Below are 15,615 nucleotides of genomic sequence, written 5' to 3'. Positions count from 1 at the left end.
CTAAATATGATTGTATTACCGATATTGTTTGTAATTTTGTCCGTAATTTTTGAAGTTAAACGCAAAAAATAATAGAAGATGAAATTTTTTATTGATACGGCAAATCTTGATCAGATTCGGGAAGCTAATGACTTGGGAGTATTGGATGGAGTGACTACCAACCCGTCATTAATGGCAAAAGAAGGTATTAAAGGTGACGAGAATTGTAGAAAACATTACGTTGAGATTTGCAATATCGTGGATGGTGATGTAAGTGCTGAAGTAATCGCCACGGATTACGAGGGAATGATTAAAGAAGGGGAGGAACTGGCCGCTTTGCATCCGAATATTGTTGTAAAAGTTCCTTGTATTGCTGACGGAATCAAGGCTATCAAGTATTTCACGAATAAAGGTATCCGTACGAATTGCACGTTGGTGTTCTCTCCGGGACAGGCATTGTTGGCTGCTAAGGCCGGTGCCACGTATGTTTCGCCTTTCGTGGGACGTTTGGATGATATCAGTAGCGACGGTATCGAGTTGGTGGAGAAGATCGTGGATATGTATGCTTACTACGGGTTTAATACGCAGGTTTTGGCTGCTTCTATCCGCCACACGCAACATATTATACAATGTATCGAGGCTGGTGCTGATGTGGCAACTTGTCCGTTGAGTGCAATCAAAGGATTGTTGAAACACCCGTTGACAGATTCCGGTTTGGCAACATTTCTGGCAGATCACAAGAAAGTAAATTCATAAATTTGCGATAATGCTTGTACGCTTATTCGAGGATAATCCTAATGATAGGGAAATTCGGAAGATCGTTGAGCTCTTACGTGATGGTGGTATTATCATCTACCCGACCGATACTATTTACGCGATAGGGTGTGATATTAATAGTGTGAAGGCTGTGCAGCGAGTATCGGCTATACGTAAAGTGAAGCCGGAGAAAGCTAATTTCTCGATGATATGCAAAGATTTGGGAAATATCGCGGCATACGCTAAGGTAACAAACGAGGAATTCCGGTTGATGAAGCAATGTTTGCCCGGACCTTTCACTTTCGTGTTGCCTGCCACGAGCAAATTGCCTAACGCGTTGATGAATAAACGTAAGACTATCGGTATCCGTATTCCGAAAAATTTTATCGTACAAGCTATCGTGGACGAGCTAGGTGGACCGTTGTTGACAACATCCGTGAAGGCGGAGGAGGGAGAAGTTGAAGAATATATCACTGATCCCGAGTTAATCCACGAGAAATACGGTCGCTTGGTCGATTTGGTTATCGACGGCGGTTATGGAAATAATATCCCTTCCACCGTTATCGACTGCACGGGCGATGAGATTGTTGTCACCCGACAGGGATTAGGTGAATTATAAAATAAAAAAGGACTTCGAGCGGAAGTCCTTTTTTATTTATTTCTTCCAGAAAGCTCTACTGAATAATACCAGTACGGTGAATACTTCCAAACGCCCAACCATCATCAGTATGGATAAGAATATTTTCGCGAAGTCATTCAAGTGTGCGAAATTGCTCATGGGGCCAATCTCGCCGAATCCGGGACCTACGTTACTCATACTTGTTATAACAGCACTACAAGCCGTGGCAATATCTTCCGTGAACAAGGACATGATAACACTGGATATCCCGAAGATGAAGATATAAAGGATAAAGAAACCCATGACTCCAGTCATTATATTGGGATGTATGCTCTTCCCGTTGTATTTCACGTTAATGATTGCGTTCGGGTGAATGATGCGTTTCATTTCAATAAATGAGTTCTTGAACAGCAGATTCAGTCGGATACATTTTAAACCGCCGGATGTAGAGCCCGCGCAGGCTCCTATAAATAGAAGTACGAAAATAATCACACCTAGTAAAGGAGGCCATAACAAATAGTCTGCCGTGGCAAATCCTGTCGTCGTGAGAATCGAAACAACTTGGAAGAGGGCTTCCCGAATGCTTAATTCCAAATCATCATACCCCTTGAAATATAGTACACATGCTATCATAGCACTTGCTATGAGAATGATGAAGAAGTAAAGTTTAAATTCTTCATCACGGAATAATTTTTTGATTTTCCCGTGAATGGCAACATACATCAGACCAAAGTTAGTTCCCGCGATAAACATGAAAATAATGACAATATACTGTATATAAGCCGAGTTCCAATAAGCAAGGCTATCTTGTTTCGTGGAATATCCCCCGGTAGCCATCGTCGTGAATGAATGGCAGATGGCATCAAACAAATCCATTTTACCGAGAAGTAACAACAAGGTCTGGGCTACCGTGAGTGATATGTAAAGATACCACATACGGCGGGCGGTGGAGGTGAATGTCGCGGTGAATTTGTCATGCGTGGGACCGGGAACTTCGGCGACAAACAGGTCGCGGCCTTCAATACCGAGTCCGGGTAGTATTGCCAGCAATAGCACGATAATACCCATACCTCCCATCCATTGGGTTAGCGAACGCCAGAATAACGTGGCATGTGGTAAAGCCTCGATGTCATTTACAACGCTCGAACCGGTAGTCGTGAATCCGGACATGGTTTCGAATATAGCATCCGGAATGGAAGGAATCGTACCTCCCAACAAAAAAGGCAAACAACCGAATATGGTGAACATTACCCAAGTGGTAGTGACAATAAAATACCCGTCTTTCTTGGCAAGAACCCGATCTTTTACCTTGACCGTGAAAGCCATAAGGCTTCCTGCGGCAAGAGTGATGGCGGTAGAATATGTAAATGCCATCATATCATTTTCCCCGTATATCAAGGCGACAATGATACAGATCATCAGAAAAGCACTTTCGACGAGCAAAAGTTTTCCTATAATGTTGGTTATAAACCTGAAGTTGATCATCGTTGAAATAATTTGATTACTTTCTTCACCGCACTGGGTAGAGCGAAGATGACAACTTTGTCGTCAGCCTCGATCTGCACGTCGCCTTTGGCAATGATGGCATCCCCGTTACGGATGACTCCCCCGACAGTAGCATTTTCCGGAAAATTCATATCGGCCAATGTTTTCCGGGTAATTTTGGAACCCGCTTCTGCCGTGACTTCAAATACCTCAGCTTCCGAGAACGTGAGGAATTTCAAGTGTTTCACGTCTACATTCATGGTGTAACGGTATATGTGTGAAGCGGCTATCAATTTAGTGTTTACCAGCGTTCCGATCCCGATGTTTTCGGCAAGGTCGATGTAGTCGATATTCTCAACTTCGGCAACACTTTTTTTAACTCCTAACTTTTTGGCTAATAGACAAGAGAGAATGTTTGTCTCTGACGAATGCGTGACGCTGATAAAAGCATCGGTATTTTTGATACCTTCTTCCCGGAGCAAGGCGAGGTCGCGACCGTCACCGTTGATTACCAGTGTCGATTTTAATTTATCGGCGATAAGGATACATTTCTCACGGTCTTTTTCTATAATCTTGACATTGTAGTTTTTTTCAAGCAAAGAGGCTGTCTTTATTCCGATTCGGGAACCTCCCACGATAACGACATTCTTAACCTCGTATTGTGATTTGCCGCAAAGGGCGAATACATTCGGTACATAGAAAGGTTTCGTCACGATGAAAACAAGATCGCCGTACCGGAAAGAATCATTTCCCCTCGGGATGATAGTGCGCTCGGCACGTTTGATGGCAACGACACGGAAATGTTGTGCCCCGTATCTTTCTGCCATTTTGATCAACGTGAGGTTGAGTACCGGGGCATTTTCCCATAATTTGATACCGAGTAATTGCAATCGACCGTCGGAAAATTCATGTAACTGGCGGGAACCGCTTTGCTTCAAGGAAGCAACGATTTCTTCCGCGGCCAGACGTTCCGGGTAGATTAAGGAATCGATACCGATCATCTTCAAGTATTCCGTATTTTCGCTCTCCAGATATTCGCTATTGTTAACCCGTGCGATAGTTTGTTTCGCTCCTAACTTTTTGGCTAAAATGGCAGAGTTGATATTTTGATCTTCCTGATGATTTACCGCGATGAACAGGTCACACTTGTGTACTCCGGCATCTTTAAGCGCACCGATAGAAGTACATGATCCCACGATAGACATGACATCGAGTTGGCTGCCAAGTAATTCCAGCTTTTCTTCGTCGTTGTCGATCAGCATGATATTATGTTCCTGCTTACTAAGCATCGTCGCGAGATGTGTCCCCACTTCTCCTGCTCCCGCTATTACTATGTCCATTTTCGTTAGGTGTTAATTAACTGGCAAAATAAAGAATTATAATCCGAATTACATAGAAAAATGAACCAATTTTTATTTTAAGGGAATCACGATAGAGCCTAGTTCATTTGTTTTAAATAGAGGGATTTGCTTTTGAATGCAAAATTCGTCCCATGCCCGGATACATCGGGGGGTATTGGAATGGTCTATAATGATTTGACTTGGAAATGACGATTGTGTCGTATCCGAGATAGGGAAAATATTTCCCGTGATAATGAGTATTCCTTGGTCGGGTATAGTGGGACATGTACCATCTGCAATTGTAATTGTTTGTTTACGAGTTTGCAGTTGCTTATTCGTGTAAATGATTTGGTCCCCGATGAATCCGTCATGCTCGGGAAGCGGTTGCAGGTCATTTGCTATCGTGTATGTCAACTGGCTTGGGATGGTATCCGTATTTTTCAGTAGAGAATAGTATCCCTTGTGATTCAAGAGTATCACGGAATGACGATATCTATTGTAAACAACGATTTCTTGTCGGTTTTGCTTGTGGAACGTGTAACCGTAGATGAAAATAACAAGCAAACATGTCGAGGCTAGAAACAAGTGGGCAATCCGGCGTTGTCGGCTGGTCACGTATAAGATAAATGATAAAGTTATAATATATATAAGGATGATATGGAAGGATGTCGGGTATAATTCTGTCAGATTTATGGCGATACCGGAAAATATTCGGAGGCAATAAAGCAGGATTTGAGTGATACCTGTTACAAGATACGCGAGATAACTGCCGATAAGAGAGGGTAACACGAGTAGGATTGCCCCGAGATAGAGTAATAGTGTGGCAACCGGTACGGCGACGAGATTGAATAGAATGCCATTTAAACTGATCGTGTGGAAATAGTATGCAGTAATCGGGAGAGTCAGAATTTGCGCGGAAAAGCTGACGGCGAGGAGGGGGTATATCTTCCGTGTGAGCCGGGGAAGCGCCTTACGCTTAATGGTTATTAACGGATAGACAAGTATAATTCCAGTGTAGGCGGCATACGACATTTGAAAACTCACGGAATACAGTAATGTCGGTTGGATAAGCAAAGTGAAGAATGCTGCTGCCGCGATAGCATTTAAAGGTACATAATCCAGACGGAATGCTTCTCCTATAATAATGAAACTCAATATAGTTGCTGCCCTGCAGGCGGAAGGTGATAAGCCGGTAATACCCGTGATCAACCATAACAATGGAATCAGTGCGAGGGTGAATCTGCGATCGCGTAGTTTGAAAAGACGTAACCCGTAAAGTAGTAAAAGATAAATAGCCCCGATATGTAATCCGGAAATGGCAAGCAGGTGAATGGTTCCCGTGTCTTGGAATAATTGTTTCGTGCCGGGAGTCAGATTTTGGCGATCTCCAAGACAGAGGGCTGCAAGCAGGTTATAGGTTGTGCTGTCCGGCACGACTGTTGACAATTTATGTAACAAATGCTGTTGCAGGGAATGACAAAAAGAGTACAAATCTTCCGAGTGTCCTATTCGTGTCGGAGTCGAAATCGGAATTGCTTGGGCTTGAATGTTTTGGTGACGGAGGTACGTGTTGTAATCAAATTCATGTGGATTGCCCGTGGCTGACAGCAAATAGACTCTGGCGTCAAACAGGAGCGAATCGCCGACAGAAAACCGGATAGAATCCCGGTATCGCGTGAAGATGCGAATCCCGTTTGAGGAGATAATTGCTTTGTCGGGTGGAGTGATCCGTTCACAGCGTCCTTGCAGCGTGTAGACATTACCCGGCACGAATGGCAGGTTTTGCGGGCGATGGCAATACACGCCTGTCAAGAAAATGAACAGAAACGAGAAAATAGAAAATAATTTTCCGTAACGTGTACGGGCAACTCCTGTCAATAGAAGGAGTGAGCCTATAATCGAGTAAAGGATAAATCGGGAGTGAATGTCAAACATCCATTCACTGGCAAGAATTCCCGCGATTAAAGGAATCACGAGGAAAAGGAATGGATACCGATGCCAGTGAATGGGACGCATAGGCGTAGCCTCGGCTATTTCGGCAAAACTACCCGGTAGTTTTGTTTGAATTTCCCGGCACTGATATTACTCAACTTTCCTTTTAATAAACGTTTTTTCAGAGCAGACAAGTGGTCCGTGAACATGATTCCGTCCAAGTGATCATATTCGTGTTGGATGATGCGTGCGCGGGTGCCCGTGAATTCTTCCACGTGTTCTACCCAGTTCTCGTCCCGATAGGCGATTTTTATATGATCTTTTCTCATCACGTCCTCGTGAATGCCGGGAATACTCAAGCAGCCTTCATTGAAAGGCACCTCTTCCCCGGAACGTTCCAGTATATGCGCGTTGATAAAAGCTTTCTTGAAATCTTTACAGTCCGGGTCAATTTCTTCAAATGGGCTTCCGTCAATCACGAAAATGCGTATGTTTTTCCCGACTTGCGGGGCAGCTAATCCCACCCCGTCTGACTCGTACATGGTTTGCCACATGTCATCGAGCAGTTTGCTTAACCCCTCGTATTCCGGGGTAATGTCCTCGGATACTTTCCGAAGTTTCGGATGTCCGTAAATGTAAATAGGTAACAGCATATTAAATATTCATGTTTCTTTGTGATTCCATGTAGGATTGCAATATGATCGTGGCACTGATGGCGTCGATAACTGCTTTATCCTGACGTTGTTTTTTCTTGGCTCCTCCTTCTAGCAACGCCTTGTGTGCCAAGACTGAGGTGAAGCGTTCGTCATACATGACGATGGGGATGTCCGGGAGTTTACGTTTGAGTGCGACGAGAAACGGCTTGATGTAAGTCATGCTTTCAGAGTCCGTGTTATTCATTTGTTTGGGGTGTCCCACGACAAAAAGGTCTACCTTTTCTTTCGAGCAGTAATCTTGTAGAAATTGTAAAACCTCGTGTGATTTGACTGTCGTTAGACTGTTGGCGATGATCTTGCATGGATCCGTGACCGCTATGCCAACCCTTTTTTTCCCGTAATCAATAGCAACAATCCTTCCCAATACCCTATTCCTTTACGATAATAAAAATATCCTCGTTCTCTTTTTTCATCAAGTACTGTTCTCTGGCGAACTTTTCGAGGTTATCCCGATTCCCTAACAATTCATCTTTTTTGCGTTTATCTTCTTCAACCTTTTTCCGGTAGTAATTTTTTTCTTTCTCCATCTGGCTGATTTTTGAGCGCAACTGTAACTGATCGATAAAACTGTATTTATCGAACAACGCGATCCATATAACAAATAGCAACCCCACGATAGTGTATTTGTTGGCAAATCGCTGAAACAAATTTCTCGATGATCGTTTGTTTTCGTCTTGCATTGTGCAAAGGTACAAAAAAAGAGGCGGTTAAGAACCATTATCCATTATTTTTTTTTCCGAGCAGGCAAAAACATGGTTTTCGCGCTGCATATTTATAAAAACGGGAAGAATATTTATACAGCGAATTGATATACAGTGATTTGTGATTTGATAAAAATGAAAATTGGCTATTTTTTGTGTAACTAATTTCGTTAGCTTTGTGCTTTCGGAATTTTTTTAGACAAAAAGAAGAATAACAATAAAATATCAGTAATGGAAAAGAAGTTAGCGGTTGTTGCGTTAGGTGGAAACGCTCTTTTGAGAGGAAACCAGAAAGGAACTATCGAGGAGCAAAATGCCAACACGGTAGATACGTTGGAAAATTTAATATACTTGATTAAGGAAGGGTATAATTTGATTATTTCGCACGGAAACGGTCCTCAGGTAGGAAACGTGCTTATGGATAATGCTGCCGGTGTAGAGATGTACGGTAACGCTGCCATGCCTTTGGACACTTGTGTGGCTTTCACGCAAGGACAGATCGGCTACATGATCGAACGTAACTTGAGAAATATTTTGAAAGAGCACGGTCTGCAACGTAACGTGATCTCGATGGTATCCCAAGTGATCGTGGACAAGAATGATCCGGCGATGCAGAATCCGACCAAGCGCGTGGGTAAGATATACACGAAAGAAGAGGCGGATAAACTGGCAGCCGAGAAAGGATGGGTTTTCAAGGAAGAGATCAAGGTTGAAGGCGGATGGCGTCGGGTGGTTCCTTCCCCGGACCCGAAAGATTTTATGAATGCCGATTTGGTGGAACGTTTGGCTCGCGAAGGTAATATCGTGATCACTACCGGAGGTGGCGGTATCCCCGTGTATATCGACGAGAAGGGTGACATCCAGCCGTTGGAAGGTGTTATCGACAAGGATTTGGCTTCCGCTATGGTAGGTACGAGAGTGAAAGCGGACGAGTTCTATATCTTGACGGATGTTCCTTATATTTATAAGGACTTCAAGAAACCGTCGCAACAGAAATTGGAATTCTTGGATTATGCCGATACGATGAAATACATGGAAGAAGGAGTGTTTGCAGAGGGAAGTATGGCACCGAAAATTCGTGCTTGTTTGCGTTTTGTTAAGAATGGTGGAAAAAAATCAGTGATTACCGAAGCCACAAAGTTGGAAGACAGACGTTACGGTTCCAAAATCACGATGGAATACGAGGACGATAGAAGATAATTGAAAATGGAGAGTTGAAAACTGGAAATGAGTTTTTAATTCTCGATGGGATATTGTACTTTTGTCCATAAATAATGAATCTGAAATTTAAAATTATAAATCTAAAATTAATAAAGTTATGGCTTTTAATTTGAGAAACAGAAATTTCTTGAAGTTGTTGGACTTCACTCCGAAAGAGATCAAATACATGTTGGATTTGGCTGCTGATTTGAAAAAAGCAAAATATGCCGGAACTGAACAACCTCGTTTGAAAGGTAAAAATATTGCTTTGATTTTCGAGAAAACTTCTACCCGTACCCGTTGCGCGTTCGAAGTAGCTGCTCATGATCAAGGTGCTCACGTGACCTATCTTGGTCCTTCCGGATCTCAGATTGGCGTGAAAGAATCCATGGCTGATACGGCTCGTGTATTGGGACGTATGTATGATGGTATCGAGTACCGCGGTTTCGGACAAGCTATTGTTGAGGAATTGGCTCAATATGCAGGTGTACCTGTATGGAACGGTTTGACCAACGAATTCCACCCGACTCAGATTCTGGCAGACTTCCTGACCATGATGGAACATACCGATAAGCCTTTAAACAAAGTGACTTTCGCTTATCTTGGTGATGCCCGTTTCAACATGGGTAACTCTTTGATGGTTGGTGGTGCTAAGATGGGTATGGATGTACGCATTGTTGCCCCGAAAGAATTGCAACCGGATGCCGAGTTGGTTGCTACTTGCAAGGCTATCGCTGAAGAAACCGGAGCTACAGTTACCATTACCGATAACGTGGAAGAAGGAGTGAAAGGTTGCGACTTCCTGTACACTGACGTATGGGTATCTATGGGTGAACCTGCTGAGGTATGGGCAGAACGTATCAAATTGTTGACCCCGTATCAAGTGAATGCTAAAGTTATGGAATTGACCGGAAACAAGAACTGCAAATTCATGCACTGCTTGCCGGCATATCATAACCTTGATACTCAAGTAGGTCGTGATGTTTACAAACAATTCGGCATGAACGGATTGGAAGTAACCGAAGACGTGTTCGAGTCTGCAAATTCTATCGTGTTCGATGAGGCAGAGAACCGTATGCACACGATCAAGGCTGTGATGGTTGCTACTTTGGGTGACTAAAGATTTGGTTCATGATCGGTAGAAATACCCGATTATATTGTATAAAGAAACCCGCTTGATTTTGTTATCAAGCGGGTTTCTTCCGTTATAACCATGGAGATTAATGGTAATTATTGGGAAATAATACCCCTCCCTCGAAGCTGTCCGGAAGATACCCCGTGGCTCGAATAGCTCCGTGTAGCGATGCTCTGGCGAAGCTTCGTGAGGGCTTCGAGCAAGGGGTATTATTTCAGTGAGATAACTTTTTGATAAAGAATACTAATCCAGTTGAGAATGATCGGAACGGCAATGATATTTTATAATGCTATTGTCCTTCGTTTCTAAATAGAAAAAAGTCGGTTTATAATTTAAAAATAAGATGTTCAATAAATGGACCGAAATTATTTTATATTTTTACGTGCGCAATTAGATGGTATTGTGCTTAAAAAACGAAGGTGATGTCTTCAGAATTAGTACATAAAGAAAAATTGTTTGTTGAACTGTTTAACAAAAACTACAAGGCTTTGTGCTTGTATGCGGTAAGGTTTTGCGGTGATTTTTCTGAGGCGGAGGATATCGTGCAGGACGTGTTCGTGAGATTTTGGGATATTTTTCAGGAGGGGACAGAGACTATGTCTGCTCGTTCTTATTTATACCGGATGGTGCGTAATGCATGTATTGATCTGTCGCGGGCTAAAAAGTACGATACGGTTGATATAAATTCATTAGCAGATCAATTGGAATATTTTTTCCATACGGAATCGGAGGAAGATTCTACAATGGATAAATTGTTGGAGGCGATAGAAGCTTTGCCGGAAAAATGTCGCTATGTGTTTGTCGCTATCTGCGTGGATAACAAAAAATACAAGGAAGTTGCAGACGAAATGCATGTTTCCTTGAACACGATCAAAACGCAGCTATCCAGAAGCTTAAAGCTTCTTCGGGAGAGCTTGAACAAAGAAGATTTCAAATTATTTCTTACTTTTTTCACGATTTTCGAGTAATTTCTTTCACCCGTTTCTGTTTTTTTTCGTCTTCTATGTAAAGAATTGATATTGGATTATGATGAAAGAAGAAATAGAAGATATAATATGGCGGGATTCTCGAGATGAATGTTCCGGGGAAGAAAAAGCCTGTTTGCGAGAATGGCTTGAGGCTTCCGACGAGAATAAACGTGCTTATAAGGATATCCGATCAATTATTCAATGCGGTGCTTTGCTAAAAGGATATGACCGTTTGGATAAACCACTGGCCTTGGGTAAAGTCATGAAACAAGTGAAGCCGTCGCCCGTTATGCGGAGATATTCGTGGTTAAAGTACGCGGCAGCGATAGTATTCCCCTTGTTAGCAGGACTCGTGGCTTATTATGTTTTTGATCGTACGACGGAAAATACAAATATCCCCGTGATTGCAAAGTACGATATTCAACCGGGGGAAGCGAAGGCTATTCTTTATTTGTCTGATGGGCGGGAGATTAATCTTAAGGATGTAAGTGATTCTACGATACGGGACGGTTATTTTGATCAGGAAATTCTATTCCGGGATAAGAGTAATACATTGAATTATTATGATTCTTTGCGCGAAACGGATAAAGTCGGTAAATTGGTATATAATAAGATTGTCGTACCTCGCGGGGGAGAGTATATGCTGATCTTGTCGGATGGAACGAAAGTATGGTTGAATTCTGAAACGAAGATGGAATACCCGTTGTGCTTCGGGCAAGATACCCGGGAAGTTAAGTTGACGGGAGAGGCGTATTTTGAAGTGAAAAAAGATGCAAAGCGACCTTTTAACGTGTTGATGGGGGATGCGAGAATTGAAGTGACGGGAACCTCGTTTAATGCTTCCTGTTATCCGGAAAAAGGGGATTGTAGTGCGACATTGACTTCTGGGAAAATAAATCTATGGGGTGATCATTCGATGAAGAGGGTGAATGTCGGGGAGCATGCCGTTTACGATAAAACGTCCAAGGAAATCACGGTAAAAGAGGTTGACTTGAAGTATTATACTTCTTGGCGTCACGGGACTTTTTATTTTTACGACACTCCTTTATCTGAGATTACCGAGGCATTGGGACGTTGGTATGATGTGAAGTTTTATTTTTCGGACGAGTCTTTACGGGATGTCTGTTTTTCCGGTGCAGCTTTGCGTAACAGACCGATAGATTTTATTCTTAAATTGTTGGAAAATACTCAATCATTAAAATTTTCAATACAAAAAGATGGAACGATATGGATAAGTAAAAAATAAAAAGAGGAAGATTGGCCTCTTCCCCTTTTTTTCTTTAATAACCCTCTCCTGCAAGAGAGAATTTTAAATAAATAGTTATACAAATCTATGAAAAAAAATTTAACGGATGAACTTTTCCGGGAGGGAAAAGTATGGTCTAAACTATGGAAAATTATGCGATTGCAATTATTGATCGTTTTTGTAACTCTGTTCCAGTTACATGCTGAAACAGGAGTTGCACAGGAAAGAGTTAGTATTTCCTTTAAGGATGCTCTGATTGAAGACATCATAAAGGAAGTGGAAGCGCAGTCCGGTTACGTGGTGGTGTATAATAACACCTTGTTGAAGAATATGTCACGCGTAACCGTTCGGCTGACGAATGTAAATGCCAAAGATGCTTTGAATGAGGCACTGAAAGGCAGCGGATTGGAGTGTAAAATGGTAGACGATTTTCTGGTTATTTCGAAGAAGGAAGGAGGTGATGACGAGAAAAAAGAAACTTTCAGGAAAATCAAAGGGAAGGTTATGGACGAGAAGGGGATAACTCTTCCGGGGGTTACCGTGCTTATCAAAGGTACTACTTTAGGTGTCGTGACTGATATCGATGGGAAATTCTCGATTGAGGTACCGAAGATGGATAGCACGATACTGGTATTCTCTTTCGTGGGAATGGTTACTAAAGAATATCGTTTGCCGAAAGATCCGAAAGATGATGCAAAGGAGATATCCATTCGCCTTCAAGAGGACGTGAAAGAGATGCAGGAAGTTGTCGTGACCGGGTACGCCAATATCAGAAAAGAGAGTTTCACGGGAAATTCCGTTACCGTGAAGAGAGAAGATTTGTTGAAGGTTTCCAAAACGAATGTAATTCAAGCGTTGCAGACTTTTGATCCTTCTTTTCGTATCCAGCAAAATAACCAGTGGGGTTCGGACCCGAACAACGTGCCCGAATTGTATATCCGCGGACGTTCCGGTATCGGGGTGAAAGATCTGGATAGAAAGAAGAATCTTTCCAAGTCAGAACTGGAAAACAACCCGAATTTGCCGACTTTTATCATGGACGGATTCCAAATTAGCGTGGAGAAATTGTATGATATGGACCCGAATCGCATTGAAAGTATAACGATACTGAAAGATGCGGCTGCTTCGGCTATGTACGGGTCCCGTGCGGCTAATGGTGTCGTGGTTATCACTACTGTTGCCCCTGTTCCGGGTAAAGTATCGGTATCTTATAGTATGACGGGAACCGTGACGGCACCGGATCTGACCGACTATAACCTGATGAACGCAAAGGAAAAGTTGGAAGCAGAGGTGGCGGCAGGCATTTATAAGGCTGCTAATTATTCTGATCAGAATAAATATGATGTAGAATATAATGGTAAGCTCAACAATGTTGCTCACGGTGTTGATACCTATTGGTTAGCCAAGCCGTTACAAACGGCATTTAATCATAAACACAGTTTGTATATAGAAGGGGGAACCAATGATATTCGTTTCGGGTTGGATATGCTCTATAATAATGAAGACGGTGTGATGAAAAAATCTTACCGGGATCGTATGGGGGTTGGTTTTTATATTGATTACCGGATTGGTTCTTTCCAAGTAAAGAATTATATATCTTATAATATTACACGATCGGAAGAATCTCCTTACGGTACTTTCTCGGACTATACTTCAAAGCAACCGTATGACGAGTATAAGGATGCGGACGGGAATTACTTGAAACAGACCTTTAATTGGCATGGGGGATCTTCGTCGGAGTTAAAGAATCCTTTGTACGAGGCCGGATTAAAGAGTTTTAATAAGTCACAAGTGGATGAGTTGATAAATAATTTGAGTGCCAACTGGTACGTGAATAATTATTTGCAAATAAAAGGACAATTCAGTTTAACCAAGAAAAACACGAAAAGTGACGATTTTATTGATCCGAAGTCAATGCGTAACGGTAAGGTGTTGAGTGCGGCCAATAGTAGTTCGGGAGAGCTTCGTACAAGTGCTGGTGACGGGTTCGATTGGGATTTGAATGCTTTTTTGGCTTACAACCGCACTATAAGCGGACACAATATCAATCTGAATATTGGTATTAACGCAACGTCTACGCATACTTCTACGACATCGGCATTTTACAGGGGATTTCCTTCCGGTTCGTTACATTCTCCCAATTACGCGCAGGAAATTGTGGAGAAACCGACGGTAAGTCAGAACAGTACCCGTTTGTTCGGTGTGTTGGGAAGTTTGAACTATACTTACAATAATATCTATTTGTTGGATCTTTCGGTGAGAACAGACGGTTCTTCCGAATTTGGTTCCGATAAACGGTTTGCTCCTTTCTGGTCGGGAGGTTTAGGTATTAATCTTCATAATTACGAGTTTATGAAGAAATACGGTTATATTGATGTGCTGAAAATCCGAGGATCTTACGGGGTGACCGGTAAAGTAAATTTCCCGCCTTACGCGGCACAGACTATATACCAGATACTGAGTGAAGAATGGTATAAAACAGGCTTTGGCGCTTCATTGATGGCGTTGGGAAATAAGGAGCTGGCTTGGGAGAAAACGAAGGAGTTGGATTTGGGTATAGATGTACAACTGTTTAATGGCGGGTTGCAGATGGAATTCTCCTATTACCGGAAAAAAACGATTGATCTGATCAATGATGTGACGATCGAGAGTGCAGCGGGTTTCACGACTTACATGGATAATTTGGGAGAAGTGATGAACAAAGGATACGAGATTCAATTGAAAAGCGATGTATTCCGCAATAACGATTGGTATGTTTCCGTATTCGGCAATTTGGCTCATAATAAGAATGAGATATTGAAAGTTTCCGAGAGTCTGAAGGCTTATAATGATGCGGTAGATAAAAACTTTGCAGAGTCAAACGCTTATGACGGTTCCACTTCCAAGCCTATCACGAAATACCAAGAGGGAGGTTCATTGACTTCGATTTACGCGATGAAATCTTTAGGAATAGATCCCGCTACCGGGCAGGAGATGCTGGTTAATCGTGATGGTTCCGTTACTTATACATGGAATAGTTCGGAACAGGTTGTCGTGGGAAATACGGAACCGAAAGCACAGGGAACGTTCGGTTTTAACGTGAACTATAAGAATTTTACGTTGTACACGACGTTTATGTACGAGTTCGGTGGGCAGCAATACAACCAGACTTTAGTTGACAAGGTTGAAAATGCCAATCTGTATACTTCAAACGTGGATAAGCGAGTATTTACCAACCGTTGGAAGAAACCGGGTGATAAAGCTAAATTTAAAGCTCTTGAAACCGGAAGAAACGGTATTGAAACGACAAATCCGACAGAACGTTTTGTACAGGATTATAACGTGGTAACATTGAATTCGATCACTTTGGGATATGATTTTAATTCGGAATTGATAAAGAAAGCCCATTTGGGTATGTTGCGTTTGGAAGTGGGGGCGAACGATCTTTTCAGAATTTCATCTGTTAAGGCGGAACGCGGGCTTAGTTATCCTTTTGCCAGATCGGTGAATTTTTCAATAAAAGCGACTTTCTAAATCGGAGTTAGTTATTTAGGAATTA

The 15,615-nt window shown here is 42.3% G+C and carries 13 protein-coding genes; 7 read left to right on the top strand and 6 right to left on the bottom strand.

Annotation, left to right across the window (positions count from 1 at the left end):
* Positions 1-78: 78 nt before the first annotated feature.
* Together fsa and CS948_RS21245 are read left to right on the top strand one after the other, a co-directional pair.
* Entirely contained in the window at positions 79-735 is a 657-nt protein-coding gene (gene fsa, locus CS948_RS21250; protein WP_027201604.1) for a fructose-6-phosphate aldolase, read from the top strand.
* Positions 736-745: 10 nt separating this feature from the next.
* Positions 746-1,354, top strand: a complete 609-nt coding sequence (locus tag CS948_RS21245) for an L-threonylcarbamoyladenylate synthase (protein ID WP_099294377.1) — start codon at positions 746-748, stop codon at positions 1,352-1,354.
* 36 nt (positions 1,355-1,390) lie between these two features.
* Here CS948_RS21245 and CS948_RS21240 read toward each other — a convergent pair whose 3' ends face one another.
* The 6 genes from CS948_RS21240 to CS948_RS21215 form a co-directional block, all read right to left on the bottom strand.
* Complete coding sequence (locus CS948_RS21240) at positions 1,391-2,839, bottom strand: TrkH family potassium uptake protein (RefSeq protein WP_099294375.1); 1,449 nt, start codon at positions 2,837-2,839, stop codon at positions 1,391-1,393.
* Positions 2,836-4,179 carry a Trk system potassium transporter TrkA gene (gene trkA / locus CS948_RS21235; RefSeq protein WP_099294373.1) on the bottom strand — a complete coding sequence of 448 codons (1,344 nt, stop codon included), beginning with the start codon at positions 4,177-4,179 and terminating at the stop codon, positions 2,836-2,838. The genes CS948_RS21240 and trkA overlap by 4 nt, the downstream gene beginning before the upstream one ends.
* A gap of 72 nt (positions 4,180-4,251) precedes the next feature.
* Positions 4,252-6,195, bottom strand: coding sequence for a ComEC/Rec2 family competence protein (locus CS948_RS21230; protein WP_099294371.1), 1,944 nt, complete (start codon positions 6,193-6,195; stop codon positions 4,252-4,254).
* Between the two features lie 14 nt (positions 6,196-6,209).
* Entirely contained in the window at positions 6,210-6,764 is a 555-nt protein-coding gene (def, locus tag CS948_RS21225; protein ID WP_099294369.1) for a peptide deformylase, read from the bottom strand.
* A 1-nt stretch (position 6,765) separates the two neighbouring features.
* Positions 6,766-7,191 carry a Holliday junction resolvase RuvX gene (gene ruvX, locus CS948_RS21220; protein ID WP_099294367.1) on the bottom strand — a complete coding sequence of 142 codons (426 nt, stop codon included), beginning with the start codon at positions 7,189-7,191 and terminating at the stop codon, positions 6,766-6,768.
* Positions 7,192-7,195: 4 nt separating this feature from the next.
* Positions 7,196-7,507, bottom strand: a complete 312-nt coding sequence (locus CS948_RS21215) for a septum formation initiator family protein (RefSeq protein WP_227216794.1) — start codon at positions 7,505-7,507, stop codon at positions 7,196-7,198.
* Positions 7,508-7,759: 252 nt separating this feature from the next.
* Between CS948_RS21215 and CS948_RS21210 the strand changes: the two genes are divergently transcribed.
* The 5 genes from CS948_RS21210 to CS948_RS21190 all read left to right on the top strand — a co-directional run bounded on the left by CS948_RS21210 (position 7,760) and on the right by CS948_RS21190 (position 15,590).
* Positions 7,760-8,728 (top strand): carbamate kinase, encoded by a 969-nt coding sequence (locus tag CS948_RS21210; RefSeq protein ID WP_099294363.1) that lies wholly within the window; start codon positions 7,760-7,762, stop codon positions 8,726-8,728.
* A 118-nt stretch (positions 8,729-8,846) separates the two neighbouring features.
* A complete protein-coding gene (locus CS948_RS21205; protein WP_099294361.1) occupies positions 8,847-9,848 on the top strand; it encodes an ornithine carbamoyltransferase in 1,002 nt (333 codons plus the stop codon).
* A gap of 437 nt (positions 9,849-10,285) precedes the next feature.
* Positions 10,286-10,831 carry an RNA polymerase sigma factor gene (locus CS948_RS21200; protein WP_099294359.1) on the top strand — a complete coding sequence of 182 codons (546 nt, stop codon included), beginning with the start codon at positions 10,286-10,288 and terminating at the stop codon, positions 10,829-10,831.
* A gap of 58 nt (positions 10,832-10,889) precedes the next feature.
* Positions 10,890-12,077, top strand: a complete 1,188-nt coding sequence (locus CS948_RS21195; protein WP_099294357.1) for a FecR family protein — start codon at positions 10,890-10,892, stop codon at positions 12,075-12,077.
* Between the two features lie 87 nt (positions 12,078-12,164).
* Positions 12,165-15,590 carry a SusC/RagA family TonB-linked outer membrane protein gene (locus CS948_RS21190; protein ID WP_099294356.1) on the top strand — a complete coding sequence of 1,142 codons (3,426 nt, stop codon included), beginning with the start codon at positions 12,165-12,167 and terminating at the stop codon, positions 15,588-15,590.
* The last annotated feature ends 25 nt before the right edge of the window (positions 15,591-15,615 follow it).

It is taken from the genome of Butyricimonas sp. Marseille-P3923 (genome assembly GCF_900184685.1).
GTDB lineage: Bacteria > Bacteroidota > Bacteroidia > Bacteroidales > Marinifilaceae > Butyricimonas > Butyricimonas muris.
This window is presented reverse-complemented; position numbering and strand designations above follow the sequence as displayed.

Coding starts and splice junctions, on each gene's coding strand:
- fsa (WP_027201604.1), top strand. CDS start 79: ATGAAATTTTTTATTGATACGGCAAATCTTGATCAGATTCGGGAAGCT.
- CS948_RS21210 (WP_099294363.1), top strand. CDS start 7,760: ATGGAAAAGAAGTTAGCGGTTGTTGCGTTAGGTGGAAACGCTCTTTTG.
- def (WP_099294369.1), bottom strand. CDS start 6,764: ATGCTGTTACCTATTTACATTTACGGACATCCGAAACTTCGGAAAGTA.
- CS948_RS21230 (WP_099294371.1), bottom strand. CDS start 6,195: ATGCGTCCCATTCACTGGCATCGGTATCCATTCCTTTTCCTCGTGATT.
- CS948_RS21245 (WP_099294377.1), top strand. CDS start 746: ATGCTTGTACGCTTATTCGAGGATAATCCTAATGATAGGGAAATTCGG.
- CS948_RS21200 (WP_099294359.1), top strand. CDS start 10,286: ATGTCTTCAGAATTAGTACATAAAGAAAAATTGTTTGTTGAACTGTTT.
- CS948_RS21195 (WP_099294357.1), top strand. CDS start 10,890: ATGATGAAAGAAGAAATAGAAGATATAATATGGCGGGATTCTCGAGAT.
- CS948_RS21205 (WP_099294361.1), top strand. CDS start 8,847: ATGGCTTTTAATTTGAGAAACAGAAATTTCTTGAAGTTGTTGGACTTC.
- CS948_RS21240 (WP_099294375.1), bottom strand. CDS start 2,839: ATGATCAACTTCAGGTTTATAACCAACATTATAGGAAAACTTTTGCTC.
- CS948_RS21190 (WP_099294356.1), top strand. CDS start 12,165: ATGAAAAAAAATTTAACGGATGAACTTTTCCGGGAGGGAAAAGTATGG.
- trkA (WP_099294373.1), bottom strand. CDS start 4,179: ATGGACATAGTAATAGCGGGAGCAGGAGAAGTGGGGACACATCTCGCG.
- CS948_RS21215 (WP_227216794.1), bottom strand. CDS start 7,507: ATGCAAGACGAAAACAAACGATCATCGAGAAATTTGTTTCAGCGATTT.